The 22,883-nt window shown below is 70.0% G+C and carries 25 protein-coding genes; 7 read left to right on the forward strand and 18 right to left on the reverse strand.

The window, feature by feature from the left end:
* The first annotated feature begins 55 nt into the window (after window positions 1-55).
* Window positions 56-1,405 (forward strand): hypothetical protein, encoded by a 1,350-nt coding sequence (locus RIB98_02580; GenBank protein MEQ8839838.1) that lies wholly within the window; start codon window positions 56-58, stop codon window positions 1,403-1,405.
* Between the two features lie 6 nt (window positions 1,406-1,411).
* Here RIB98_02580 and RIB98_02585 read toward each other — a convergent pair whose 3' ends face one another.
* From RIB98_02585 to RIB98_02595, 3 genes are read right to left on the reverse strand one after another with little or no spacing between them, the layout of a single operon-like run.
* Window positions 1,412-2,944, reverse strand: a complete 1,533-nt coding sequence (locus RIB98_02585) for an AMP-binding protein (protein MEQ8839839.1) — start codon at window positions 2,942-2,944, stop codon at window positions 1,412-1,414.
* 60 nt (window positions 2,945-3,004) lie between these two features.
* Entirely contained in the window at window positions 3,005-3,622 is a 618-nt protein-coding gene (locus RIB98_02590; protein MEQ8839840.1) for a hypothetical protein, read from the reverse strand.
* On the reverse strand, window positions 3,619-4,560 hold the full coding sequence (locus tag RIB98_02595) for a carbon-nitrogen hydrolase family protein (protein MEQ8839841.1): 942 nt from the start codon (window positions 4,558-4,560) through the stop codon (window positions 3,619-3,621). Before RIB98_02595 ends, RIB98_02590 begins: the two co-directional genes overlap by 4 nt.
* A gap of 24 nt (window positions 4,561-4,584) precedes the next feature.
* Here RIB98_02595 and RIB98_02600 point away from each other — a divergent pair, with 24 nt between their 5' ends.
* Window positions 4,585-4,965 (forward strand): RNA-binding S4 domain-containing protein, encoded by a 381-nt coding sequence (locus RIB98_02600; GenBank protein ID MEQ8839842.1) that lies wholly within the window; start codon window positions 4,585-4,587, stop codon window positions 4,963-4,965.
* 132 nt (window positions 4,966-5,097) lie between these two features.
* Here RIB98_02600 and RIB98_02605 read toward each other — a convergent pair whose 3' ends face one another.
* The 4 genes from RIB98_02605 to dinB are packed head-to-tail and all read right to left on the reverse strand — an operon-like array spanning window position 5,098 to window position 8,757.
* On the reverse strand, window positions 5,098-6,549 hold the full coding sequence (locus RIB98_02605; protein MEQ8839843.1) for an HAD-IG family 5'-nucleotidase: 1,452 nt from the start codon (window positions 6,547-6,549) through the stop codon (window positions 5,098-5,100).
* A 26-nt stretch (window positions 6,550-6,575) separates the two neighbouring features.
* On the reverse strand, window positions 6,576-7,019 hold the full coding sequence (locus RIB98_02610; protein MEQ8839844.1) for a hypothetical protein: 444 nt from the start codon (window positions 7,017-7,019) through the stop codon (window positions 6,576-6,578).
* A gap of 22 nt (window positions 7,020-7,041) precedes the next feature.
* On the reverse strand, window positions 7,042-7,458 hold the full coding sequence (locus tag RIB98_02615; protein ID MEQ8839845.1) for a PPOX class F420-dependent oxidoreductase: 417 nt from the start codon (window positions 7,456-7,458) through the stop codon (window positions 7,042-7,044).
* Between the two features lie 33 nt (window positions 7,459-7,491).
* Window positions 7,492-8,757, reverse strand: a complete 1,266-nt coding sequence (dinB, locus tag RIB98_02620; protein ID MEQ8839846.1) for a DNA polymerase IV — start codon at window positions 8,755-8,757, stop codon at window positions 7,492-7,494.
* 72 nt (window positions 8,758-8,829) lie between these two features.
* On the opposite strand from dinB, the gene RIB98_02625 reads away from it, so the two are divergent.
* Window positions 8,830-9,381, forward strand: coding sequence for a hypothetical protein (locus tag RIB98_02625; GenBank protein ID MEQ8839847.1), 552 nt, complete (start codon window positions 8,830-8,832; stop codon window positions 9,379-9,381).
* A 35-nt stretch (window positions 9,382-9,416) separates the two neighbouring features.
* Entirely contained in the window at window positions 9,417-10,190 is a 774-nt protein-coding gene (locus RIB98_02630; GenBank protein MEQ8839848.1) for an enoyl-CoA hydratase, read from the forward strand.
* Window positions 10,191-10,215: 25 nt separating this feature from the next.
* Here RIB98_02630 and RIB98_02635 read toward each other — a convergent pair whose 3' ends face one another.
* From RIB98_02635 to RIB98_02645, 3 genes are all read right to left on the reverse strand, one after another.
* Window positions 10,216-10,467, reverse strand: coding sequence for a DUF2277 domain-containing protein (locus tag RIB98_02635; GenBank protein ID MEQ8839849.1), 252 nt, complete (start codon window positions 10,465-10,467; stop codon window positions 10,216-10,218).
* 23 nt (window positions 10,468-10,490) lie between these two features.
* The gene (locus RIB98_02640) at window positions 10,491-13,373 is read right to left on the reverse strand and encodes an ATP-dependent DNA helicase UvrD2 (protein MEQ8839850.1); all 2,883 of its coding nucleotides are present in this window, start codon (window positions 13,371-13,373) and stop codon (window positions 10,491-10,493) included.
* Window positions 13,374-13,437: 64 nt separating this feature from the next.
* Window positions 13,438-14,829 carry an MFS transporter gene (locus RIB98_02645; protein ID MEQ8839851.1) on the reverse strand — a complete coding sequence of 464 codons (1,392 nt, stop codon included), beginning with the start codon at window positions 14,827-14,829 and terminating at the stop codon, window positions 13,438-13,440.
* Between the two features lie 56 nt (window positions 14,830-14,885).
* On the opposite strand from RIB98_02645, the gene RIB98_02650 reads away from it, so the two are divergent.
* From RIB98_02650 to RIB98_02660, 3 genes are read left to right on the forward strand one after another with little or no spacing between them, the layout of a single operon-like run.
* Window positions 14,886-15,623: a 3-hydroxyacyl-CoA dehydrogenase family protein gene (locus RIB98_02650; GenBank protein ID MEQ8839852.1), complete on the forward strand. Its 738-nt coding sequence runs from the start codon at window positions 14,886-14,888 to the stop codon at window positions 15,621-15,623.
* The gene (locus RIB98_02655) at window positions 15,623-15,880 is read left to right on the forward strand and encodes a GlsB/YeaQ/YmgE family stress response membrane protein (GenBank protein ID MEQ8839853.1); all 258 of its coding nucleotides are present in this window, start codon (window positions 15,623-15,625) and stop codon (window positions 15,878-15,880) included. The genes RIB98_02650 and RIB98_02655 overlap by 1 nt, the downstream gene beginning before the upstream one ends.
* 45 nt (window positions 15,881-15,925) lie before the next feature.
* A complete protein-coding gene (locus RIB98_02660; protein MEQ8839854.1) occupies window positions 15,926-16,615 on the forward strand; it encodes a DNA alkylation repair protein in 690 nt (229 codons plus the stop codon).
* Here RIB98_02660 and RIB98_02665 read toward each other — a convergent pair.
* From RIB98_02665 to RIB98_02700, 8 genes are all read right to left on the reverse strand, one after another.
* A complete protein-coding gene (locus RIB98_02665; GenBank protein MEQ8839855.1) occupies window positions 16,602-17,519 on the reverse strand; it encodes a hypothetical protein in 918 nt (305 codons plus the stop codon). The two genes, RIB98_02660 and RIB98_02665, sit on opposite strands and share 14 nt — an antisense overlap.
* 25 nt (window positions 17,520-17,544) lie before the next feature.
* Window positions 17,545-17,937 carry a hypothetical protein gene (locus tag RIB98_02670; GenBank protein ID MEQ8839856.1) on the reverse strand — a complete coding sequence of 131 codons (393 nt, stop codon included), beginning with the start codon at window positions 17,935-17,937 and terminating at the stop codon, window positions 17,545-17,547.
* A gap of 137 nt (window positions 17,938-18,074) precedes the next feature.
* Window positions 18,075-19,142, reverse strand: coding sequence for a hypothetical protein (locus tag RIB98_02675; GenBank protein ID MEQ8839857.1), 1,068 nt, complete (start codon window positions 19,140-19,142; stop codon window positions 18,075-18,077).
* On the reverse strand, window positions 19,139-19,585 hold the full coding sequence (locus RIB98_02680) for a hypothetical protein (GenBank protein ID MEQ8839858.1): 447 nt from the start codon (window positions 19,583-19,585) through the stop codon (window positions 19,139-19,141). The genes RIB98_02675 and RIB98_02680 overlap by 4 nt, the downstream gene beginning before the upstream one ends.
* 94 nt (window positions 19,586-19,679) lie before the next feature.
* On the reverse strand, window positions 19,680-20,597 hold the full coding sequence (locus tag RIB98_02685) for a TIGR03564 family F420-dependent LLM class oxidoreductase (GenBank protein ID MEQ8839859.1): 918 nt from the start codon (window positions 20,595-20,597) through the stop codon (window positions 19,680-19,682).
* Window positions 20,598-20,626: 29 nt separating this feature from the next.
* The gene (locus tag RIB98_02690) at window positions 20,627-20,884 is read right to left on the reverse strand and encodes a DUF3039 domain-containing protein (protein ID MEQ8839860.1); all 258 of its coding nucleotides are present in this window, start codon (window positions 20,882-20,884) and stop codon (window positions 20,627-20,629) included.
* Window positions 20,885-20,924: 40 nt separating this feature from the next.
* Window positions 20,925-22,418, reverse strand: a complete 1,494-nt coding sequence (locus RIB98_02695; protein ID MEQ8839861.1) for an ATP-dependent DNA ligase — start codon at window positions 22,416-22,418, stop codon at window positions 20,925-20,927.
* Between the two features lie 40 nt (window positions 22,419-22,458).
* The gene (locus tag RIB98_02700) at window positions 22,459-22,758 is read right to left on the reverse strand and encodes a hypothetical protein (protein ID MEQ8839862.1); all 300 of its coding nucleotides are present in this window, start codon (window positions 22,756-22,758) and stop codon (window positions 22,459-22,461) included.
* Window positions 22,759-22,883: the final 125 nt, after the last annotated feature.

The raw sequence follows: 22,883 nt of genomic DNA on the forward strand, positions 1-22,883 counted from the left end.
TCGCATCGTTCGGTCGTGCCCCGAGGGGCGTGGTCAGACGTGCGAACATGGCCCGGTGTTTCGTCGCGTCATCGCCGGCCTGATTCTCGGCCCCGCCCTCCTCATCGGTTCGTTCGCGTGGTGGGGGTTCCTCTCCCTGCGCACGGTCTTCGACGAGAGTCGGACGCCGACGATCGCCGAGGAACTGCTCGACAACGAGGCCGTGGTCGAGCAGATCGGCGTGAACATCGGCCGGACGCTCGAGGCGGCCATGCCCCCCTCCGTGCCGCTCACGGACGAACAGGTGGATGCCGGCGTCGAGATCATCCTCACCGATCCTGTTGTGCGTGACCTGATCATCGAGTCGCTGGCCACCACCCATCGCGCCTTCCTCGGCCTCGATGACGCACCGAGCACGATCGACCTCGGCCCCGCCCTCGAATCGGCCCGGGAACGCATCGGCATCTTCGCCCCGACGGTGGCGGCCGAGATCCCCCCGACGTTCGAGGTGAAGCTGCCCACCGAGAACATCCCCAACGCCTCACCGGTGAAGACCTTCCTCGAGCGAGCGGTGCCGGTGCTCGCCGGGGTCTCGCTGGTGATGGTCCTGTTGGCCTTCCTGACCACGAGCGACCGGTCGGCGGTCCTCGGCAAGGCCGCCCGGTGGGCGATCGGCACCTCCGCGTTCTATCTCGTCGTCGGCCTCGGTCTGCCCTACCTGCTGCGCCGGTTCGCGCCCGACCAGGCCGAGGTGCTGGCGGCCCTGCTCACCGCGGTACTGCGGGCCGCGCTGGTGCCCTCGATCGTGCTCGGCGGCATCGGGGCGGTGCTGCTGCTGGCATCGATGTTCTGGCCTGCCGGCGGCCGCCGGCGGACCCGTGAGCCACGCCGGGAGCCGACGCCGGCCGTGGCCGCTCGCCCCGCATCGGCCCCGCCGCCACGCAGGGCCTCTGCGCCCGCGCCTGCCCCCAGGCCGCGACCCCCGGCGCCGGCGCCCCCGGCCGCCGCGCCGCCACCGGCCGCCGACGCAACGACGGCGATCCCGGCGTCGCCCGACGCGCCGCCACTGGCACCACCCCAACCCCAACCCCGACCAGCCCCGCGCCCGGCGGCCCCGCCGCCTTCCGCGGTCGACCCCACGGCCGCGCACCGCCCGACGCTGCCCACCCGGGCCCGGCCACCAGGCTCCGCAGGACCCGCCGTGCCGCCGGCATCGGCCGGCGACGTCGGTCTGCCCGCATGGACGGGCGACGCCGACCCGGTCGCCGCCGAGCGGGGCTCGGACGAGGACGAGAAATGGCGCGCACCGTCGTGGGTCGAGGGTCACGGTTGGGTGATGGACCCGCAGGATCCCCGCCAGCCGCCGAACAACGCCCGCTTCGTCGAGGGTGTCGGCTGGGTCGTTCCCGGGCCGCCACCCGCCTGACCCCGCTCAGTTGATGGCGCGGTCCTCGTTCTCCCAGTAGGGCGCCCGGAGCTTGAACTTCTGGAGCTTGCCGGTGGCCGTGCGGGGGAGTTCGTCGCGGAACTCCACCGTGGTCGGACACTTGTAGTGGGCGATCCTGGCCCGGCAGTGGTCGATGACCTCCTGCTCGCTCACCTCGGAGCCGGGCGTCCGCACGACCAGTGCCTTCACCGTCTCTCCCCATTTCTCGTGGGGCACGCCGATCACCGCCACCTCGGCGATGGCCTCGTGGGAGAACACACAGTCCTCCACCTCGATCGAGGAGACGTTCTCGCCGCCGGAGATGATCACGTCCTTCTTGCGATCGAGGAGGTTGACATAGTGCTCGTCGTCGATGAACCCGCCGTCACCGGTGTGGAACCAGTCGTCGGCCAGCGCCGCGGTGCTGGCCTCGGGATTGTCCCAATAGCTCTTGAGGATCACGTTGCCGCGCGCGAGGACCTCGCCCTCGTCGTCGGTGGACAGGGTGATGCCGATCGCCGGGTTGCCCTGACGTGAGAGCTTGACCGCGCGTTCGGCCGCGCTCAGCTCGTCCCACTCGGCCCGGGATCGATTGATGGTGAGCAGGGGAGCGGTCTCGGTGAGACCGTAGATCTGGATGAACTCCCAGCCGAGCTCCGTCTCGACCCGCTCGATCGTGCGGGTGGGCGGCGGTGCGCCGGCCACGATGATGCGGACCCGGCCTCGACCGGGGATCGGCCCTTCCCAGGCGGCAGCGGCATCGAGCACGGCCGCGACCACGGCGGGTGCCCCGCACATGATCGTCACGTCGTGCGCCTCGACGCGCCGGAGGATCTCGGCGCCGTCGACCTTGCGCAGGACGATGTGCTGGGCGCCCATGCCGGTCATCGCGTAGGGCATGCCCCAGCCGTTGCAGTGGAACATCGGCAGGGTGTGGAGATAGACGTCGCGATCGCTCACCCCCGTGTGCCAACCGAAGGTGGCGGCGTTGATCCACAGGTTGCGGTGCGTCATCTCGACGCCCTTGGGGCGGGCGGTGGTGCCGCTCGTGTAGTTGATGGTGGCCGTTGCCGACTCCGATGGAGCCCACGGCCGGGGCTCGGTGCCGATCCGGTAGAGCGAGTCGGACTCCTCGCCCACGACGAACCGATGGGGCACGTCGATGTCGCCGAGCGTCGCCTCGAGCTCGGGGTCGATGATGAGCACTTCGGCGCCGCAGTGGCGCACGATGTAGTCGACCTCGTCGCGGCTGAGGCGAAAATTGATCGGCACGGCGACCCGGCCGAACGCGCTGGTGCCGAACAGGTGGACGAGCACTCGGGCTGCGTTCTGGGAGACGATCGCCACCCGAGCCCCCAGAGGGATACCGAGACCGTCGAGTCCGGCGGCGAGCCCGGCCGAGAGATCGGCGAAACGCCGGTAGGTGATCTCACCGAGCGACGGCGCCGGTTGATCGGGCTCGTCGATGATCCCGATGCGATCGCCGTAGACGAGCGCCGCCCGGCGCAGATGATCGGCGATGGTCAGCGGTACTTCCATGGACAGCCCCCTCGGCTCGATGTGAACCCGGCGCGAACCTAGCGCGACACCCTCCGGGCGTCAGTTGGCCGACCGTGGGTCCCGGAGCCCTCGATCGAAGTGGGGAAGCATCCACTGCACGGCGGGGCCGATGGTCAGCAACCACCAGAGCGTTCCCCAGCCGAACGTGCCGCCGAGGACCACGCCGGCGGTGAACGCGGCGGCTTCGATCCCGAATCGGGCGGTGCGGATGCTGAGCCCCCGCTCGTTGAGTCCGGTCATCAGACCGTCGCGAGGCCCGGGTCCGAGGTGGACGCCGAGGTACAGGCCCGAGCCGAGGGCGGTGAGGATCGGACCCGACAGCGTGAGCAGCGCACGGGCAACCGCCGAGTCCGGGGTGTCGACCAGCCAGATCGTGGTGTCCGTGGCCGGTCCGATGAGGGCGACATTGAGGATGGTTCCGAGCCCGATCGGCACGCGCATGGCGATCGTGGCACCGAGGACGACGACGCCGGTGACGATCGTGGCCGTGCCGATCGTGAGCGGGGTGTGGTCGGCCAAGCCCTCGTGGAAGACCGTCCATGGCCCCTGCCCGTTGGTGCCCTGCACCATGAGCCCGAGTCCGGCCCCGAAGATCAGCAGACCGAGAACGAGCTGGGGTGATCGGCGAAGAGTCGACCCGACCGACCGGCCGGTCACCCGCCTCCGTCGAGGAGGGCGGCGAACTCGCGTTGCACGAGTTCGGTGACCGGGCGTTGCTGCTCGCGTCGCCACTGCGTCCACGGCAGCCAGTCGTGCCAACGGGCGGCCTGCTCGAAGTCGATGTCCGCCACGATCAGCTCCTCCTCGGCGCCGGCCGTGGCCAGCGCCTTCCCGAAGCCGGGGAAGTCGGGGCCACCGATGACACTGCCGCCGGCCCAGGTGGATCCGCCGTGGGTGTTGCCGACCCGATTGCTCGAGGCAGCGAAGACGAGATTCTCCTGGGCCCGCACCAGCGTGGCGTGGGTCAGGTTCTCGCGAGCATGTGGCAGGTCGGACCGTCCGGTGGGGTTGACCAGCAGGCGGGCGCCCTTGAAGCACAACAGCCGCGACAGCTCGGGGTTGTTGTAGAAGTCGTAGCAGATCGAGATGCCGATCGGTCCGAGCGCGGTGTCGAACACCGGTAGCTCGGCGCCGGGGGTGAAGCGGTCGGTCTCCAGCGGGATCCCCAGGTGGAGCTTCCGGTAGGTGCCGATGCGCCCCTCGGGACCGATCAGGTTGGCGCTGTTGTGGATGATCCCCGGCGAGTCGCCCGCTTCCTCGAAGCCGTAGATCACGTGAACGCCGAGTTCGGCCGCCACCGCGGCGATCCGCTCGCACGACGGACCATCGGCGCCCTCGGCCTCGGTGAGGTGCCAGCCGCAGGGGGCGTGGGCATCGGCGCACTCGGCGCAATGGCCCCACGTGTTGATGGCGAGTTCCGGGAACACCACCAGATCGGCACCGAGCGCGACCGCATCGCGGGTGACCGCGATCAGCTTGTCGACGCTCGCGGCCTTGTCGCGGGGCGGCGTGGAGAAGTTCGCGCACGCGACCGTGATGGTCGTGGGCCAGCGGGGGTCGTTGACGGCGTGCGCACCCGGCGACATGTCGGACATCGGGCCATTCTGCCAGACTCGTGCATGGCCGTTCGCATCGACAAGTGGTTGTGGTCGGTCCGGGCGTTCAAGACCCGCACGCAGGCATCGGCCGCCTGCGACGACGGCCACGTCACGGTCAACGACGCGACCGCGAAGCCGGCCACGCGGATCGACGTGGACGACGTGGTCACCGCCCGCCGGGGCGACCGGACTCTGGTCCTCGTGGTGAAGGAGCTGATCGAGAAGCGTGTCTCCGCCACCCGCGCCGCCGAGTGCTACGAGGACCGTTCGCCGCCGCCGGTTCCGCGAGATCGTCCGGGCGAAGCCGTCTTCGCCCGTCGCGATCGCGGCGCGGGGCGGCCGACCAAGCGGGATCGTCGGCAGATCGACCGGTTGCGAGGTCGTTCGTCCCGACCGGACTGAGCCACCGGCCGGAGTTGTCCAGACCTTGTCGCGGGTATCTGACATCGCTCTGGCCGCCGGGCGCGTCGCAGCTGAACAACAAGTGACGTTCGGATGTGGCGGCCCGCGGTGGCCCGCTGTGATCGGCCGGACTCAGGGGGTGGCGGCGTCGTGGGGCAGGGTGCCCCGGGCGGCGCGGAGGTAGCCGTAGGGCGTCTCGGCCCGGAAGTTGCTGACCCGACTCGTGTAGACGTCGGCGTACTTCTCGACCTGCCGAGCGAAAAGGCTCTTGTCGACCCCGGCACGCATCAGCGGACCCCAGGCCTCGTTGCCCTGCTCGGTCGACGCCCGGGCGAGCGGGGCGATGCGCTCGTCGATCTCGGCCACGGCGGCCGCCGCGGCCTCGACGGCGGCGTCGATCTCGGCATGCGGTTCCTCGGCGACCACCAGGTGACGGCGAGCCATCCGCAGCCGTGAGTGGGACCGCTCGAGGTCGATCTTCTCGGCCATCATGTCGCGCAACTGGTGGTTCTGGGTGCGGAACTCGTCGGCCGCGTCGACCTCGGCCTCGAGTTCGCGGGCGATGAGTGCGGTGCGCCACCGGAGGGTGTCCTTCGTGACGTGCACATCGCCGAAGAGATGGTCGCCGACGTAGAGGAACTGTGATGGATCGTGGCCGAGACTCTCCTCGACCATGTGGGCGTTGCCCCCGTGGTAGACGGTGCCGGATTCGAGCGGTCCGAGGTGGGGTTCGAGCAGGCCCCGCTGCTCGTCGACCACTCGGTAGATCGGGCCGGCCTCGGCGAAGAACCGGGGTTTCGCAGCGGCGACGATCACGATGTCGAACAGATCCCGCCAGGTCTGCCCTTCGGGCATGAAGCGGTCGAACGCCCAGGTCATCATGAACTGGGTGTAGTTCCACTCGGAGTTGGTGACGAGCAGGAGTTGCTTGCCCGCGAGGCGCTGATCCCGCAGTGTCGGAACGAGGCCCGGATCGAGGTCGACGAACCGCTCGGGTTCGGCCACGATCGCGGCCTTGAGCGAGCCGTCGGTGTGCACCGTGCCGAGGGCGAGGTCGATCGCCCGGTAGAGAACGGCGTAGGACGCGATGCCGGGCAGCGGGGAGCGATCGTGCAACTCGACCAGCTGGCACCACAGCGATGCACGGCTGAGCTCGAACAGCGTGTTCATGAACTCGAAGCGATCCTCGCCCAGCTCGACCACGGTGCCGTAGTAGTTGTCGCGCAGCTCCCGGAACGACAGGACGTTGCTGCCGTGCTGGGCCCGCACCGCGTAGCCGAAGCGGGTGGACTTCACCAGGTTGCCGAGGTCGAGATCGAAGGTGAGTCCGAGGGTGTAGGCGGTCGGGTCGAAGGTGAGGTCCTCGACCGGCCAGCCCTGCGCCATGAGCACGCCCCTGGCGTGCTCGAAGGCGGCCCGCTCCCACTCCTCGACGAAGTAGTGGATGAGCGTGTAGTCCATGTCGTAGCCGATGGCCCGCACGCCGCGGAGGTTGAGCGTGCGGTTGCAGAACACGCCCCGCGACGGTGGCAGGGTGGGTGTCGGATCGTCGGCCGGGTCAGCGCTCACAGGGTCAGTGCTCACGGCAGCAGTCTCGCACGGGTGGGCGGTCAGGAGGCACGGCGGCGCGGTTCGATCGCGTCGACGTAGTCGGCCAGTCTCGCCGCGATCTCGATGGGCGCCTCGGGGTCGTCCGGATCGGGCGGGTCCCACACCTCGGAGACGCGTCGCCACGTGGTGTTGCCGAGGAAGGGCCCGGCGTGGGCCTCCTCGCCGAGGGCCGCCCGCCATGCCGAGGGGGCACCGGTCGTGCCGAAGCCGTCGAGGACGGCCTGGCTCTCGGCCTCTGTCCGGTACTCGGCATGGAAACCGATCTCGAGTGCGGCCTCGCCGTCGACCCGGATCAGCTGCGCCTCATAGTGCTCCCGCGGGGCTGCCGGATCGAACCAGACCTTGAGGCCGCGACGGTGCCAGCTGGACAGGGGTTCACCGAGCTCGTCGTCGACGAAGCTCTCGAACGCATCGAGCACGTGCTCGAAGAACGACCGTTCCATCCTCGGTTCCCGACCCGCGATCTCAGTGCAGCTGGCCGGTGACGGATCGGGGTGTGAGCGTGATGACGCAACGGCCTTCCTCGACCATGGCGGCCCGGAACTCGGCCCAGTCGTCGTGTTCGCCGGCCACGATGCGATAGAGCGCCACGAGCTGGTCGGCGACAGGACCGTCGACATCATCGGCGACCGGTGACACGGCGGCGGTGGCGTCGATGGAGAGATAGGACCAGGTCGACGGGTCCGAGAAGTGGAGCACGGCGCGAGGATCACGCAGGAGGTTGCGGGTCTTCGCCCGATCGTGGGTGACCGAGATCCTGATCACGTCCGCGTCGACGGCGTAGACGATGTCGGATGATTGGGCTCGACCGTCGCGGCGCAACGTGATCAGGGTGGCGTTCTTGTGGTCGGCGAGGCGAGCGAGGGCGGTGCTGATCTCCATGAGTGGGGTCTACCACCCGAGCGGGCGAGCCGGTCAAGGGGCGGTCGTGGCGTCGAGGGCCGTGGGCCGGATCAGGGCGGGCACGCCGCCGGCGTGATCGAGCAGCGAGGCGCGGGCCATGGCGGTGGCCCCCCAGCGGCCGCGGATGTCGTCGACCATGCGATCGAGTTCCTCGGTCGCTCGGCCTTCTTCGGGAAAGCGGAGGGCGAGCTGGATGGCGTCGGGGCGACCGAGCCCGGCGTAGGTGATGCCGACGAGTGTGCAGCCCTTCCGGCCGAGGGCGCCGCCCGGCCCGTGGGGTCCGTCGATGAGGTCGAGCAGCAGCTCGTCGGCCGTGGCCGTGAGCACGTCGGTCTGCTGGGTGGGCTCGACCAGGGTGCGTGACCGGCTCTCGTGCTTCATTTCCTGGGTGCGGTAGCGGACGGTGACGGTGCGGGTCACCCGATCGGCCTTGCGGAGCCGGGCCGCGACCTTCTCGGCCAGGCCCAACAGCTCGCGTCGGAGCTCCTCGCGGGTGCGAACGCGCGAGCCCAGCGCGCGTTGCGCACCCATGGACCGGTCGCGGCGGGTGGTGTCGACCGGGCGGGGATCGAGATTGTGGGCGAGGTCGCGCAGATGCCGACCGGTGTGCGTGCCGAGATAGCCCTGGAGCTCGGCCCGGCCACTCGCGGCGAGATCACCGACGGTGTCGACCCCGTGGTCGTGCAGCTTGGCCGCGGTGACCGGCCCGACCCCCCACAGGACCTCGACCGGGAGTGGATGCAGGAAGTCGAGCTCGCGACCCGGCTCGACGTGGAGGAGGCCGTCGGGCTTCGCCTGGGCGCTCGCCACCTTCGCCAGGAACTTGGTGCGAGCGACCCCGACCGACAGTGGGAGTCCGACGTCGACGAGCACCCGCGTGCGCAGCTGTGCCGCGATCTGCAGCGCCGGGCCGAACAGGTGCTCGGCGCCGGCGACGTCGAGGAAGGCCTCGTCGACCGAGATGGGCTCGACGAACGGCGTGACGTCGCGGAACTTCTCGAACACCGCGGCCGACGCGTCGGCATAGGCGTCCATCCGGGGCTCGACGACGATGGCATCCGGGCAGAGCAAGCGGGCCTGACCGCCGTTCATGGCCGACCGCACGCCGCGGCGCTTGGCCTCGTAGCTGCACGCCAGCACCACGCCACCGCCGACGATGACCGGCCGGCCGCGGAGCCGGGGGTCGTCGCGCTGTTCGACCGACGCGTAGAAGGCATCCAGATCGGCGTGGAGAATGGTGGCGCCGGGCGGCCGGCACGCCGACGGGGGAGGGGACATGGCGTCACCCTAGACCGAACAGATGTTCGTATCCAGCGCAGACTGTCACACCGGTCAGGGCACACTGCATCCATGGCAAACCGTCGATACGGCACGATCGTGCGTCACCTCACCGACGACCCCGACACCGCGGTCGAGCTCGCCGCGAAGCTGTCCGACGAGGTGTTGCACCACCTCGCCGAGGCGCTCCACGACGAGGCCCGGCAGCGGGCGATCCGGAGCGGTGACCATGATGCGCTCATCGCCGAGACCTTCGAGACCGGGTTCGGTCGCGACGGCCTCGGTGTCGATCCGTGGATCGAGGGTGACGTCGTCGTCTGCCCCGGGGCGATGGTGGCCAAGAGCAAGTCCAACCACCGGTGCCGGTTCGTGAGCGTCGACGACGTGTGGATCTGGGAATCGGGCGAGCTCCTGCAGGAGGACAAGCGATCCAACCCCGGGGCGGAGGACGGCTTTCGGGCGGTGGCGCTGCTCCCCATCATCAACGGGATGACCCTCGACGTGGTCAGCGGCCGGGCCCGGGGTGGCCAGCACAACGTCGACCGGGTCACCAGCTACGCGGTTCGCCGCGGCAAGCTCGTCGAGGTCAGCCAGCGAAACGTGAGCGCCCGCGGCATGCAGTGACGGGCACGGCGCGTCCGCAGGTGGGAGACTCGCGCATGGCCGATGACGGACTTCGTTTCTCCTTCGACGGCGAGGTCGAGCGCATCACGCTGGCCGAGCCCGAGAACCGCAATGCGCTCGGGCTCGACAAGATGCGGGCCCTCACCGCACATCTGCGCGCCATCGACGATTCGGCGTCGGCGTCGCTCGTCGTGATCGACGCCGAGGGTCCGGCGTTCTCGGCCGGACACGACCTCCGCGAGATGGTCGACCACGACCTCGAGACCGCCCGCGAACTCTTCGATGCGTGCACCGATCTGATGACGACGATCCACGAGATCCGCCAGCCCGTCATCGCCGCGGTCGACGGCATCGCCACCGCCGCCGGCTGCCAGCTGGTGGCGTCGTGCGATCTGGCGATCGCCTCGTCGCCATCGAGCTTCGCCACGCCCGGGGTGCGCATCGGCTTGTTCTGCTCCACGCCGATGGTGGCGCTCACCCGGGCGATCGGTCGGAAGCGGGCCATGCAGATGCTGCTGACCGGCAACCCGGTCACGGCGGCCACCGCCGCTGACTGGGGTCTGGTCAACCTGGTGGTCGAACCGGATCAGCTCGATGCGGCCGTGGCGACGATGGCCGACGACATCATTCGCTGGTCGTCGCAGACGATCGCCCGGGGCAAGGGTGCCTTCTACGAGCAGATCGACCGGTCGGAGGTCGACGCCTACGAGTTCACGTCGAGGGTGATGCGCGAGAACTCCGTCGATGCCGTCGCCCAGGAGGGCATCGCCGCCTTTCTCGACAAGCGTGACCCGGTGTGGCCGGACTGAAGCGGCACTGGTCGACGACGGTCGTTCAGGACTGTCGGGCGAGGCGGCGCAGCGGTGGCTCGGACTTCGGCGGCACCTTGCGGGGTGGCAACGCGGCGATGAGGTCGGTGGTGGCATCGGCGATGATCGCCACCGCACGTTCGAACGCCTCTTCGGTGGCGGCCGACGTCTTCTGGACCCCGCTGACCTTGCGGCAGTACTGACGGGCAGCGGCGATGATCTCTTCCTCTGTGGCGACCGGTTCGAGTCCTCGGAGTGTGGTGATGTTGCGGCACATGATCCGATCGTAGACCCGAACCTCTACTCCTCGGAGAGCGCTGCCTCGATGATGGCGAGGATGTCGGCCCCGTACTTCTCGACCTTCACCGGACCGATACCGGGTACCGAGAGAAGTTCGTCGTCGTCGATCGGCCGGAGTCGGGCGAGGTCGTAGAGGGTGGCGTCGTTGAAGACGACATAGGCGGGCATGCCGGCGGCCTGCGAGGTCTCGGTCCGCCAGGCCTTGAGTCGTTCGCGCAGGCCGGCTTCGGCCAGGCTGCCGACCTCGGGAACCGGCCGGGCGGGCTTCCCACCGCCGGCGGACGACCGCGGGGCGCGGGGCTCGTCGTCGGGATCGGGCGCAGCGTAGGGATCGCGTGGCGTGTGCAGCTGGGCGATGAACGGCGAGGGTGGTGTGCCGGCCGTGATCAGCACCCGCTCACTCCCACGGGTGAGGGCCACGTGGAAGACCCGACGTTCTTCCTCGCGGTCGGCGGCGAGGCGGTGGGGCATGAGGCCGGCGGTGGCGTCGTGCACGATGACGTGGGGCCACTCGCGCCCCTTCACCCGGTGGATCGTCGAGAGTCGCACCCCGGACCAGTCGGGCTGGGACTCGCGAAGGCGAGAGCCGAGCCATTCGGGGAACGCGGCCGGGTCGGGCTGGACCGCAGCGATGGCGAGGAGTGCGGCCAGGTCATCGCCGTGGGCGCTGCGGTCGACGGAGCGGCGGCTGGCATCGAGTCGCTGGTCGAGCGCCTGGCCCAGTCCGACACGATCGCGGATCGCCTCGAGGAGCTGTGCCGTGGTGGCGCCGTCGTCGGCCAGCGAGCGCATGAGTCGGACGTCATCGGTGAAGGCGATGATCTTGTCGGTGTCGCGCTGGTTGTTGAGCCGCCCGGCGAGTTGTTCGAGCTGCCGGGGACTGCGCTGCTCGCCGACCCACTCGGCCAGGCGTCGGCTGATGCCCCTCGGTGGTCGCCGCACGGCCGTCTCGAGCGCGACGGCAGGCAGCATCTGCTCGGGGGCGATGGCGGCCTCGAGCCAGGCGAGCGCGCCGGCCACCCCGGTGCGATCGAGGAAGTGCGCGTCGACCGGGGAACTCGTGGGGATGCCGGCCTCGCCGAGCAGGAGCATCGGGCCGAGCAGGGTGGCGTTGACCCGGGTGAGCACGGCGATGTCGGAGGGGCGCACACCCGATGTCACGAGCTCGGTGACACGGTCGACCGTGGCGGCGAGCGGATCGGCGCCGGTGACCACGTCGAGGTCGCCGTGGACCGCATCGCGGCCCGGGCGGGCGTCGATGGTCTTCGCGATTCGGCGACGGTTGTGGGTGAGCAGGGTGGCGGCAGCATCGACAACGGCGGGTGGGCACCGGTAGTTGACCCGGAGGTCGTGGGCGGCGCTGCCGGGGAAGAGGTCGGCGAAATCGATGAGCCACGCGGGTGATGCGCCGGCGTAGCCGTAGATCGTCTGGTCGTCGTCGCCGACCCCGAACACATCGGCGGTGGGTCCCGCGAGGAGCCGGATGAGCAGGACATGGGCCGGGGTGAGGTCCTGGAATTCGTCGACCAGCAGCACACCGCAGGCTCGTCGGGCAGCGGCCCGGGCGACCGGGTCGGTGCACAGCACCTCGATGGCGCCGAGGATCTGCTCGTCGAAGTCGACCACGCCGGCCCGCCGGAGCCGATCGCGGAACTCGGGTACGACGGTGGCGAACGCCTTGACGTCGCCCCCGAACTCCTTCTCGACCGCCGCCGGCGAGCGCAGTCCGAGCCGGGTGGCCGTGAGGGCTTCGATCCACACCGCCATCGGGTCGGCCATCGCCTGCCGACGGCCACCGACGAGGTCGTCGAGCACCCGCCGGACCTCGCGCTCGTCGATCACGCGAGGCGCCCGCCGTCCGGCCGGGGCGACGAAGGGACCGCGGCCCGACAGGACCGCCAGGGCCAACGAGTTGAGGGTGCGAATCTCGAGGCCGGCCAGATCGGTCGTGCGCTCCTGCATCTCTTCGCGGGCCCGCACGTTGAACGCCACCATGCAGATCGTGGTCGGGTCGATGCCCCGGTCCTTCACGAGATGGCGAGCCCGCTCGGTGAGCACCCGTGTCTTGCCCGACCCGGCCGGCGCGATGATGCGGGCGCCACCACCGCCATGGCTGACCGCGGCGAGCTGGTCGGGGGCGAGGTCGGCGTCGGGAGGTGCGGTCCGGATCGTGTGGAGTGAGCCGATCCGCAGGTGGGCCGCAGGAACGACCGGCGCCGACAGTGTGTGGTCGTCGAACCAGTCGAGCGGCCCGCCGTCGACCCACGCCGCGCCGTCGGGGGTGTCGATGTCGCCCGGACCGGTGGTGCGCACCGTCGCTCCGGCCGCCACAGCCGCGCTCACCTCGGCAATGGAAGGACTTGCCGGGTCTCGGGCATCGACCGCGTGGCCGAGCACGAGGTGGCGCAGCGTCTCCCCGTCGAGGTCGGTCTCGGGGGCGAGATGCCAGTAGTCGACGTCGAGCACCGGGTGAGGCGCCGGGAGCGCGGTCACGAGTTCGATCACGACGCGCTGACGAGCGTGGCGGGCATCGCGAACCTTCTGGAGACCGTCGGGACCGTCGTCGACCACGATCCTGGGGACGTCGGCCCAGGGCGGTGGTGCCTCCTGGCCGGGCCCCACGACCAGATTGCGGGCCAACGGGGCGGGACCGGCCAGGTGGGCCCAGTCGGGCTCGAGGGCGACCTCGGCGACGATGGAGGTCGGGGCGCCGCCCCCGGTGGCCGGCGACGGGGACGGCCGGCGAACCGGGTCGTCGAACATCGGGCGGTCCGGCGCGGCGCCGGGTTCGGTGGCGCAGTCGCGCACCTCGGCGACGGTGGCGTGGCGGCCTCCGCAGTGGCCACAGGAGATCATCGTGTCGTTCCCGGCATTGGCGTGCACCGTACGCCGCCCCGGTGACAGTGCGAACCCCGATCGGGCGACCGGAGGGTCACACGTCCTGGACTCACACCGCCGAGCCACCCCGGGCGTGGAGGCGAGCGGCGAGGGGGGCGCCGAGCAGGCTCAGGGCGATCAGCAGGATCATCACGGAACGAACGCCGTCGATGATCGATGCCTCGCGGGCGAGGAGTGCGATCACGATCGCCGCCGACACCGTCTGGCCGATGTCCTGGGCGATGCGATTCATGGCACTGCCGATGCCGAGTCGCCGTTGTTCGACGTTGGACAGGGCCGCGGCCTGGCACGCGGCGTGGGCGAGTCCGACCCCGAGCCCGTAGATCGCCACGAACGGCAACCACACCTGGACCAGCTGGCGTTCGGCGTCGACCGACCAGTACATGAACACGCCGCCGGCCGCCATGAGCAGCGAACCCGGCAGGATCACGGACTTGTGGCCGTAGCGATCGGCGATGCGTCCCGACACCACCGACATCGGGCCGGCAACCGCCGGGATGAGTCCGACGGCCAGGCCCGACTGGAGCAGCGAGAGGTCCCATCCCTCGTTCATGAGCTGCACGAAGGCGAGAAACGTGCCCGCGAAGGTGCCGGCGACCAGGAACGACAGGCCGCTGCCCAGCGCGAAGTCGTGGTCGCGGAACAGCGGCAGATGCAGGATCGGTTCCGCATGGTTCGCCGATCGCCGGAGGAGCAGTGTGATGAAGACAGCGGCCGCGGCGAGGGCGCCGAGCGTCTTCGGATCGACGTAGCCCCAGTCATCGCTCTGGACGATGCCGAGGGCCAGAGCGGCCACACCCACCATCAACAGGGCGACACCGACGAGATCGGGTCGGCGGCGGCCGGAATCGGGCACGTAGGTCCGGGGCAGGCGGGGCGCCACGAGAATGAACACGAGGATGCCCAGCGGGACGTTGAGGAAGAAGGCCCACCGCCAGGTGAGGTAGTCGATGAGCGCGCCGCCAACGGCCGGACCGACCGCAGTCGCGACGCCGCCCGCGGCGCCGAGCGCACCCACTGCGGTCGAGCGCTTCTCGGCCGGGAACTCGTCGAGGACCAGCGCGAGTGAGGCGGGTGCCTCGATGGCGAGTCCGGCGGCCTGGATCATGCGGGCGAGGATCAGTACCTCGACCGTGGGCGCGGTGGCGACGAGGAAACTGCCCACGATGAACGTGCCCAGCCCGATCAGGAACATGCGGGTGCGGCCGAACCGATCGGCGGCCCAACCGGCGGGTACGAACACCGCGGCGGTGGTGATCGAGTAGGCGGTGAGGGTCCACGAGACGGTGCCCGGGCTCGCGCTGAAGCTCGCCTCGATGTCGCTGAAGGCCACGAAGACGATCGAGAAGTTGAGGGTGCCGAGCGCGATCGCGCCGGCGACCAGGCCATAGACGCGCCACGGTGAGCGCGGCCGTTCCGCCGGTTGGTCGTGTGTGTCCACCAGGGATGGCTACACCCCGGAACGCGCTCCCCCGAAATCGTGCGAGAATCGATGCCATGAGTGAACGAATCGGCGTCATGGGCGCAGGAGTCATGGGATCGGGCATCGCCCAGGTCCTGGCCATCTCGGGTCACGAGGTCATCTGCCGAGATCTGAGCGACGACGTGCTCGCCACCGCCCGGGAAGGGGTCGACACCGGCCGGTTCGGTGTGCGGGGCGCGGTCGAACGCGGCAAGTTGACCGACGACGAGGCCGATGCCGCTCTGGCCCGGCTCACGTTCACGACCGACCTCGACGCCGCGGTCGACGTCGATCTCATCATCGAGGCCGTCCCCGAGAATCTCGGCCTGAAGGTGAAGTTCTGGCGGGACCTCGATGCCATCGCCCCGGCCGACACGATCTTCGCGAGCAACTCCTCGGGCTTCCCGATCGCCGCGATGGCGGCGGGCACCGACCGGCCCGACCGGTTCATCGGATGGCACTGGGCCTCGCCCGCGCCGGTGATGAAGTTGGCCGAGATCGTTCGGGGTCCGGAGACCAGCGATGCGACGGTCGACACGATCGTGCGTTTGGCCGCGGCGGCCGGCAAGAACCCGGTGGTAGTGCAGGACACCGACCAGTCGTGGGGCTACGTCGCCAATCGTGTGTACTTCGCCATGGTTCGTGAGGCGAACCGTGTCGTGTCGGAGGGCATCGCCGATCGGGCGCAGGTCGACCAGTTGATGCGCGACTGTTTCCGCTGGCCGTCCGGCCCCTACGGAATGGTGGCCGGCGCAGGCTCGGGCTGGTCCTGATGGAGCTGCTGTCCTGGATCGTCCCGGGACTCATCGTCGGGCTCGTCGCCCGCGTGTTCGTGCCGACCGGCCGCGACTGGGGATGTCTGGGCACGATTCTCCTCGGCATCGCCGGCTCGTTCGCCGGAGGATTGATCGCTTCGCTCATGGCCGACGGCGACTTCGAGGTGCAGCGAACCGAGAGCTGGATCGGTGCGACCGTCGGCGCCATCGTGATCCTGGTCGTCCTGCGGGTGAGTGACTCGCGCGCCCGCTGACCGGACCCGGGAGAACTCGGCGGGTCGACGGAGTACCGTCAGAGCATGGATTTCGACGAGGTGATGGCGGCGCTGGAGGCCGAGGGCACCGAACAGAACCGGAAGATCTATCCGCGCCACGGCGCCCGCGAGCCGATGTTCGGGGTCAGCCTCGCCGCACTGGGAGAGCTCGAGAAGAGGATCAGGGTCGACCACGAGCTGGGTCTTGCCCTGTGGGATTCGGGCAATCACGACGCGCGGATGCTGGCCGCGAAGGTGGTCGATCCCGGCGAGTTCACGGTGAAGCTGGCCGATCAATGGGCCCGAGAGGCCGTGTGCTACCAGACCGCCGGGGCGGTTGCCGACGTGGTCGCCCGGTCGCCGCTGGCGCGGTCGCGCGCCGATGTCTGGTGTGATCGCAAGGGTGAGTGGGTCGCCAGTGCCGGGTGGGGAATCGTGGCGCGCACCTGCGAGGACGAAGACCTGTGGGACATCGCCGAACTGCGTGCCCTGCTCCGCCAGATCGAGGAGGAGATCCACGACCGCCCCAATCGGGTCCGCCACGAGATGAACATGGCCATGATCTCGATCGCCCTGCGCAACGCCGCGCTGCAACGTCTGGCGGCCAGCGCCGCCAGGCGGGTGGGTCCCGTCGAGGTCGACCACGGCGACACCAACTGCACCACGCCCGACGCGGGTGACTACATCGAGAAGACCGTCGGCTATCGCCAGCGGCGGGCGGTCAGATCCGGCTGATGTCGCTGCGGAACGGGGCGGGCCCGTGGGGGTTGGGTCTCGGGCCGTACGCCTTCACGAGTCGCACCACTCGCTGGCGGTGACCGGCGAACGGCGCCAATGCCTCGAGCATGGTCTCGTCGGTGCCGTTCTGCTCGCCGGTGAGCGCAAAGGTGACGAGGCGGGGAAGGTGGAAGTCGCCGACGGGGACGGCGTCGGGGTCGCCACCGGCCACCGCCGTCGTCAACCCCGTCGTCCACGGGCCGACGCCCGGCAGCCGTTGCAACCACTCCGTGGCATGGGCGGCCGGTTCGCCGTCGAGTCGTTCGAGACGCTCGGCGTATTTTGCCGCCACCCGCAACACGCGGGCCCGGCTGCGTTCGATCCCGACCCGATGGAAGTCGTGGTCGGCGAGCGCGAGCAGACGGTCCGGTGAGGGAAACGCGCCGGTCGGTCCGGCCGCCGCCGGCTCGCCATGGCGGTGACACAGGCGTTCGCGACTCGCCTTGGCGTCGGCGGTGACGACCCGTTGACCGATGGTGTTGGTCGTGAGGGCTTCGTACCAGCGGCCGGTCGCCCCGATCCGCAGCGACCCGGACACCGCGGGGCCGGATCGTTGCAGGAGTGAGGCGAGGGCGGGATGGGCCCGCGGCTCGAAGTCGTCGACGTCGTCGTCGCGAGCGCCGAGCAGTGCCGGTAGCTGGGTGAGCGCCCAGTCGGTGCCGGTGCCCCATGCGTCGGCCCGCACGAGATCGCCGCCGGCCCGAAAGGCCACCGCGGCGACGCCCTCGGGGGTGTCGGTGGTCCACCAGTGGACGCCCTGGCGGCGGCGAACCGTCTTCACACCGCGTACCGCGAAGGCGATGTCGAGCTGGTGGCGCGGACGAATCGTGGTGGACGCCGTCGGCGGTGGCGCGTCGGTCACCTGGCCATCATGGCGCAGGAGTGCGTCAGGACGCGCCGATCAGGGGTGTGTCGGCCGACTGCTCGTCGGCAAAGGTGAGGAACTCGCGGTCACTGGGGTCGGTCAGCCCCCATTCGTCGGCGGCTTCGGCCATCGCCGCACGGGTCTGGGTGCCGATGATGCCGTCCACCTGGGAGGGGTCGTCGAGGAAGCCGGCGACGACCAGGTGGAACTGGAGGCGGGCCCGTTCCTCGTCGTCGAGCGGGGCTTCGACGCTCTCGGCGCCGACGACGAGGTCGACGACATCGCCGGACTCGGCCTGCAGCGCGCCGTCCTCGTCGAGCGCGTCGCTGAGCGCAGGCGAAACCATCTTGGTGAGGCCCCAGAGGGCGACGACCAGAAAGCCGAGAAGGGCGATGCCCTGGAGATGAGTTCGCATGGGAGGAAGGCCTCGAAGGGAAAGGGTGTCACTCTTGGACGTACCGGGTCACGGGGAGGTTCCCGATCGTCACCAAGCTGACATGTGGCAGCCGGCCCCGGACAGGGCCGAACGGACGGTTTCGCCCGATATCGGGTCTACCCGGGGAGCCCGCCGCCAAACACGGGTGTGAGATCGAGGGTGCCCAGTACGCGGTTCTCCGCTGCGATCACCGCGGGGATGGCGTTGACGAGCCGGGCCGCCGCGGTGGCGTTGCCGCCGTCGGCCGGGTTGTCGGAGTCGTCGGTGGCGTGGATCGACATCTCGATGCGGGGGCGTCCCTCGATGATGAGGCGGTGCTCACCGGTCTTGCCCGCAACCGGCGACGGCCATCGGGGCGCGAGTTCGGGCGAGATGCGGGTGATGTGTTCGATGACGAGCCGGGGTTCGCCGGCCACCACGCCGACCACCTCGAAGCGGAATGCTCCCTGGGTGCCGGCGTCGAAGCGGCCCTGGACGGTGTCGACGGATTCGTCGAGCTCGAGCCGCTCGATCGACTCGGTGATCTCGTCGACGGTGACGCCGAGACCATCGGCCATCGTGTGGATCATCGGCCCCCAGATCATCGTGGGCACCGAAGGGATGAGCATCGGTGGGAGCTGGTCCATCGGCCTGCCGAAGCCGATGACGTCGCGCACGATCTCGGGCGCGTCGTAGGTGGAGTAGTCGAAGAGTTCCTGCACCCGGATCTCGTCGATGCGTCCGCTCACCCCGCTGACGAGCAGGGGCAGGATGTCCTGGGCCCATCCCGGGTCGATGCCGGAGACGTAGAGCGACGCGCCGCCCTCGGCACACGCCTCGTCGACCTTGTCACGAAGGCGGGCGTTGGCGGTGGCGGGATGGAGTAGTCCGTAGATCGCAGGGGTGACCACGTCGGCCCCGGCCCGAAGGCAGGCGAGCACGTCGTCGAGGGCATCGTCGGGGCGGGTGTCGCCGCTGGCGGCGTAGACGACGGCGTCGGGCCGGCGAGCCAGCACGGCTGCCGCATCGTCGGTGGCGATCACCCCGGTCGTGTCGACCTCGGCCAGTTCACCGGCGTCGCGGCCGACCTTGGCGGGGTTCGCGACGACGACGTCGACGAGTTCGAGATCTCGATGGCTCAGGACCGTGCGGATCGCCGTGCGACCGACGTTGCCCGTCCCCCAGACGACGACCCGAATCGTCATGCGTCCGCCGTCACGCCGAGGCGTGCTTCTGCCTCGTCGAGGGCGGCGACGACGAATCCGGCGATGCCGGCCGGGAGCTTGTGGCGCTTGAAGACGTTGCCGCCGATCCAGTCGCCACCTCGGAGCTTCACCACGTCGCCCAAGCCGTCGACGACCTTGCCGGCGTGGATCGCGTAGGTGAGAAAGCCTGCGGTCGGCTTACCCCAGATGCCGGGCAGGTCGAGCAGCCGACCGGCGTCGCCGGGGCGATGCCCGCCGATGACGATCCCGTCGGTCCAGGTGCCGACGAACACCATGTCGGCGGCCTTGAGGAAATCGAGATTGGCCTTGCGGGACGGCCACACGCCCACCTCGTGGCCGAGCTCTTGCGCGACCGCGCCGATCATCTCGGCGGCGCGGGCAGTGTTGCCGGTACGGCTCTCGTAGACGACGGCGACTTTCACGTGGAACTCCTGGGATACCGATGGCGCCACGGACGTGGGCTGCCGTGATTCTCGCAGGTCACCGGCGTTCGCGCCTGTTTCGGCGGACGGCGATTCAGGCCTCGGCGTTGATCTCGCGGAGCAGGGCTCGGGTGCGGGCGAAGTCCTCGCTGCTCGTACCGATCTCGGCGGCGGAGAACTCGGTGGCTCCGGCGGCCGAGACCGCTTCGAGCTGCTGGCGCACGGACGTCTCGTCGCCGCAGATCATCGCCTCGCCCGGGCCGGCGTGGCCGTCGAGGTCGAGCATGGCCCGATAAGACGGAAGGTCGCCGTAGTTCGACAGCACCTGGCCGATGAAGTCCCGCATCCCGCCCTCGTCATCGGTCACCGAGATCGGCAGCGAGCACACGATGCGGGGCGCGGGTCGGCCGGCGTCGGCCGCGGCCTCGTTGACGTGGGGGGCGATCTGGGTGGCGATGGCCTTCTCGCCGGTCATCCAGAGAATGGTGCCGTCGGTGCGCTGACCGGCCACCTTCAGCATCTGCGGGCCCATGGCCGCGAGCACGAGACCCGGCGTGCGATCGGTGGGTCGGGCACCCTCGAAACGGGCCGTGTAGTCCTCGCCGGCGTAGTCGGCGGAGCCGGTCTCGAGCAGGGGCTGGAGGCAGGAAAGGTAGTCGCGCACGTGGCGAATCGGCTTCTCGAAGTTCATGCCCCAGGTGTGCTCGACGACGGGTGCGTGGTTGACGCCCAGGCCCAGGGTGAGGGGTCCAGCGACCACGGCCTGCGTGGTGAGGGTCTTCGCGGCGAGGGCGGTGGGGTGGATCGGGAAGGTCGCGTTGACGGCCGTGCCCAGCTCCATCTCGCCGGTTTCGGCGCCGGCGAGGGCCAGCACGGTGAGCGCGTCGACGATGCCGACCTGCGCGAGCCACCATCCGGCCATGCCGTCGGCCGCAGCCTTCTCGGCGTGGGCGAGGAGCCGGGCCACGTCGGAGTGGATCAACTCCGAGCTTCCGTTGATCGAGATCTTCATACTGTCCCCCCGGGTGCCGCCGGAGCGGCTCAGTTGCTCTTGCGGGCGTCGAGCTTGGACTTGATCTCGGCGCAGGTCTTGCAGATCGGGTACTTCGACGGATCGCGGCTGGGCACCCAGACCTTGCCGCAGATGGCCACGACGGGCGTGCCTTCGACGGTCGCCTTCGTGATGTCGGCCTTGCGGGCGTAGTGCGCGAACCGGTCGTGGTTGCCGTCGTCGGTGACGGGGTTGGCGACCGTCTCTTCGGTGATCGTCGTCGTTTCGAGCGGGGCGATATCCGGCATGTTTCCAGTGTGCCTGCTCACTTCGGCGACCGCACGGTGTTCAGCCGAGGGCACGAACCGTCTCGATGGTGTCGGCCTGAGCGGCGGGCTTGTCGTCGCGATAGCGAACCACCCGAGCGAACCGCAGGGCGACGCCGCCCGGGTATCGGGTCGATCGTTGGATGCCGTCGACTGCGACCTCGACCACCTGTTCGGGGCGCAGGGCGACCACCGGTCGGGTGTCGCCATCGGGACCGTCGATGGCCAGCTCCCGGAAGCGCTCTGTCTGCCAGCGCAGCATGTCGTCGGTCATGCCCTTGAAGGTCTTGCCGACCATCACGAACTCGCCGGTGCCGGGATCTCGCGCGGCCATGTGGATGTTGCTCAGCCAACCCCGGCGGCGGCCGCTGCCGGGTTCGACGGCGATCACCACGAGATCGAGGGTGTGGACCGGCTTGACCTTTCGCCACGTCTTTCCGCGACGGCCGGCCTGATAGAGAGAATCGGCGGCCTTCACCATCACGCCTTCGTGGCGGCGGGCCAGCGCGTCCTCGAGAACGGTGGCGGCGACATCCCCGGAGTCCGTGACGACTCCGGGGATCGCGCGCTCGCCGACCACCGCTTCGAGCCGTCGGCGTCGGTCCTCGAGGGACACGTCGAGGAGGTCGTCGCCGTCGTGATGGAGCAGGTCGAAGAAGAACGGCGCGGTCGTCGTCGTGCTGGTCATCGTGTCCTGGAACATGAGGGGGTCGCCCAGCTCGTCGATGCCGAGCACCTCGCCGTCGAGCACGAGGGAGCGCGCCGGCAGCAGTCGCACGATGCGGACGACTTCGGGCACCCCTTGCGTGATCTCGTTGAGGTTTCGGGTCCAGACACGGACGTCGTCGCCCTCCTTGTGGACCTGGATGCGCACCCCGTCGAGCTTCCATTCGACCGAGCTGCGTCCGTTCTCCTCGATGGCCTCGAACACGTCTTTGGCCGTGCTGGCCAACATCGGCTGGATCGGCCGCTGGAGCTCGAGTCCGACCGCCTCCAGGCCCTCACGCCCGTCGCAGACGGCGATCTCGGCTGCCCGGCCGAGATCGCCCGAGAGCATCACGGCTCGGCGGAGCACGGTGGGCGGAACGTCGGTGGCACGGGCGACGGCATCGGTGACGAGTCCCGCGTTGGCGCCCTGGCGGAGCTCGCCGATCAGGAGTCGGCGAACGAAGTCGGTCTCCTCGGCACTCGTCTCGGCGAGGAACTCGGTGAAGAGCCGGATCCGTTCCGCCTTCGACCCCTCGCCGTGGGTCGCGGCGACGCGGTCGAGCAGGCTGTCGAGATCGGCGATCGTGCGAGACGAGCCGGTCGATGTCCCCGACGGCACGTCGCGCACCGTGGCCCACCCCACGCCGATCCGACCCTGGCGGGGCTCGCCCGACAGGAGGCCGACCACGACCCCGATCTCTTCCGCTGTCGCCGCCCGCAGCAGATCGGCGAGAAACATCACCTTCTCCTTGCGGGCCCGCGTCGCCCCGACGGCGATGGTGGTGGCGACGAGATCGGCGAGGAGCACACGGCAGTCTTGCACCTCGCCGACGCGGGTTGACGGCCGGCTACCGCCCGGACAACAGCAGCAGTCCGCCGATGGCGGCAGCGGCCACGACCATGCCCACGGCCAGCCGCGTCGCTCGACGTGCCGCGTCATCGTCGTCGTCAACATCGTCGCCTTGGCCGTCGACGACATCGACCGCGGTGTCGGCATCGGCGACGTCCGCGCCGGTCGAGGTCGGCAGGTCCTCCGTGTCGACGACCTGGGTCGTCGCGGCACCGGCGGGGTCCGGGAGAACCGCCATTCCGAGCAGTACGGCTCCGAGAGTGAGCGCGAGGCTGACATGGACCCGGTGATGTCGCATGAACGTGAGACGCCTGGGTGCCGCGTTTGGTTCCCATCGCCCGGGACGTCGGCGTGTCCGGCCCCCGAGGCCGATGGGTTCATCTGAATTCCGACGGGGTGGGACGGGGTGCGACTGTGCCCAGG

The sequence above is a fragment of the Acidimicrobiales bacterium genome (assembly GCA_040219515.1).
Lineage (GTDB): Bacteria > Actinomycetota > Acidimicrobiia > Acidimicrobiales > Aldehydirespiratoraceae > JAJRXC01.

Coding starts and splice junctions, on each gene's coding strand:
- RIB98_02585 (MEQ8839839.1), bottom strand. CDS start 2,944: ATGGAAGTACCGCTGACCATCGCCGATCATCTGCGCCGGGCGGCGCTC.
- RIB98_02595 (MEQ8839841.1), bottom strand. CDS start 4,560: ATGTCCGACATGTCGCCGGGTGCGCACGCCGTCAACGACCCCCGCTGG.
- RIB98_02600 (MEQ8839842.1), top strand. CDS start 4,585: ATGGCCGTTCGCATCGACAAGTGGTTGTGGTCGGTCCGGGCGTTCAAG.
- RIB98_02610 (MEQ8839844.1), bottom strand. CDS start 7,019: ATGGAACGGTCGTTCTTCGAGCACGTGCTCGATGCGTTCGAGAGCTTC.
- RIB98_02615 (MEQ8839845.1), bottom strand. CDS start 7,458: ATGGAGATCAGCACCGCCCTCGCTCGCCTCGCCGACCACAAGAACGCC.
- dinB (MEQ8839846.1), bottom strand. CDS start 8,757: ATGTCCCCTCCCCCGTCGGCGTGCCGGCCGCCCGGCGCCACCATTCTC.
- RIB98_02625 (MEQ8839847.1), top strand. CDS start 8,830: ATGGCAAACCGTCGATACGGCACGATCGTGCGTCACCTCACCGACGAC.
- RIB98_02630 (MEQ8839848.1), top strand. CDS start 9,417: ATGGCCGATGACGGACTTCGTTTCTCCTTCGACGGCGAGGTCGAGCGC.
- RIB98_02635 (MEQ8839849.1), bottom strand. CDS start 10,467: ATGTGCCGCAACATCACCACACTCCGAGGACTCGAACCGGTCGCCACA.
- RIB98_02650 (MEQ8839852.1), top strand. CDS start 14,886: ATGAGTGAACGAATCGGCGTCATGGGCGCAGGAGTCATGGGATCGGGC.
- RIB98_02655 (MEQ8839853.1), top strand. CDS start 15,623: ATGGAGCTGCTGTCCTGGATCGTCCCGGGACTCATCGTCGGGCTCGTC.
- RIB98_02660 (MEQ8839854.1), top strand. CDS start 15,926: ATGGATTTCGACGAGGTGATGGCGGCGCTGGAGGCCGAGGGCACCGAA.
- RIB98_02670 (MEQ8839856.1), bottom strand. CDS start 17,937: ATGCGAACTCATCTCCAGGGCATCGCCCTTCTCGGCTTTCTGGTCGTC.
- RIB98_02675 (MEQ8839857.1), bottom strand. CDS start 19,142: ATGACGATTCGGGTCGTCGTCTGGGGGACGGGCAACGTCGGTCGCACG.
- RIB98_02685 (MEQ8839859.1), bottom strand. CDS start 20,597: ATGAAGATCTCGATCAACGGAAGCTCGGAGTTGATCCACTCCGACGTG.
- RIB98_02690 (MEQ8839860.1), bottom strand. CDS start 20,884: ATGCCGGATATCGCCCCGCTCGAAACGACGACGATCACCGAAGAGACG.
- RIB98_02700 (MEQ8839862.1), bottom strand. CDS start 22,758: ATGCGACATCACCGGGTCCATGTCAGCCTCGCGCTCACTCTCGGAGCC.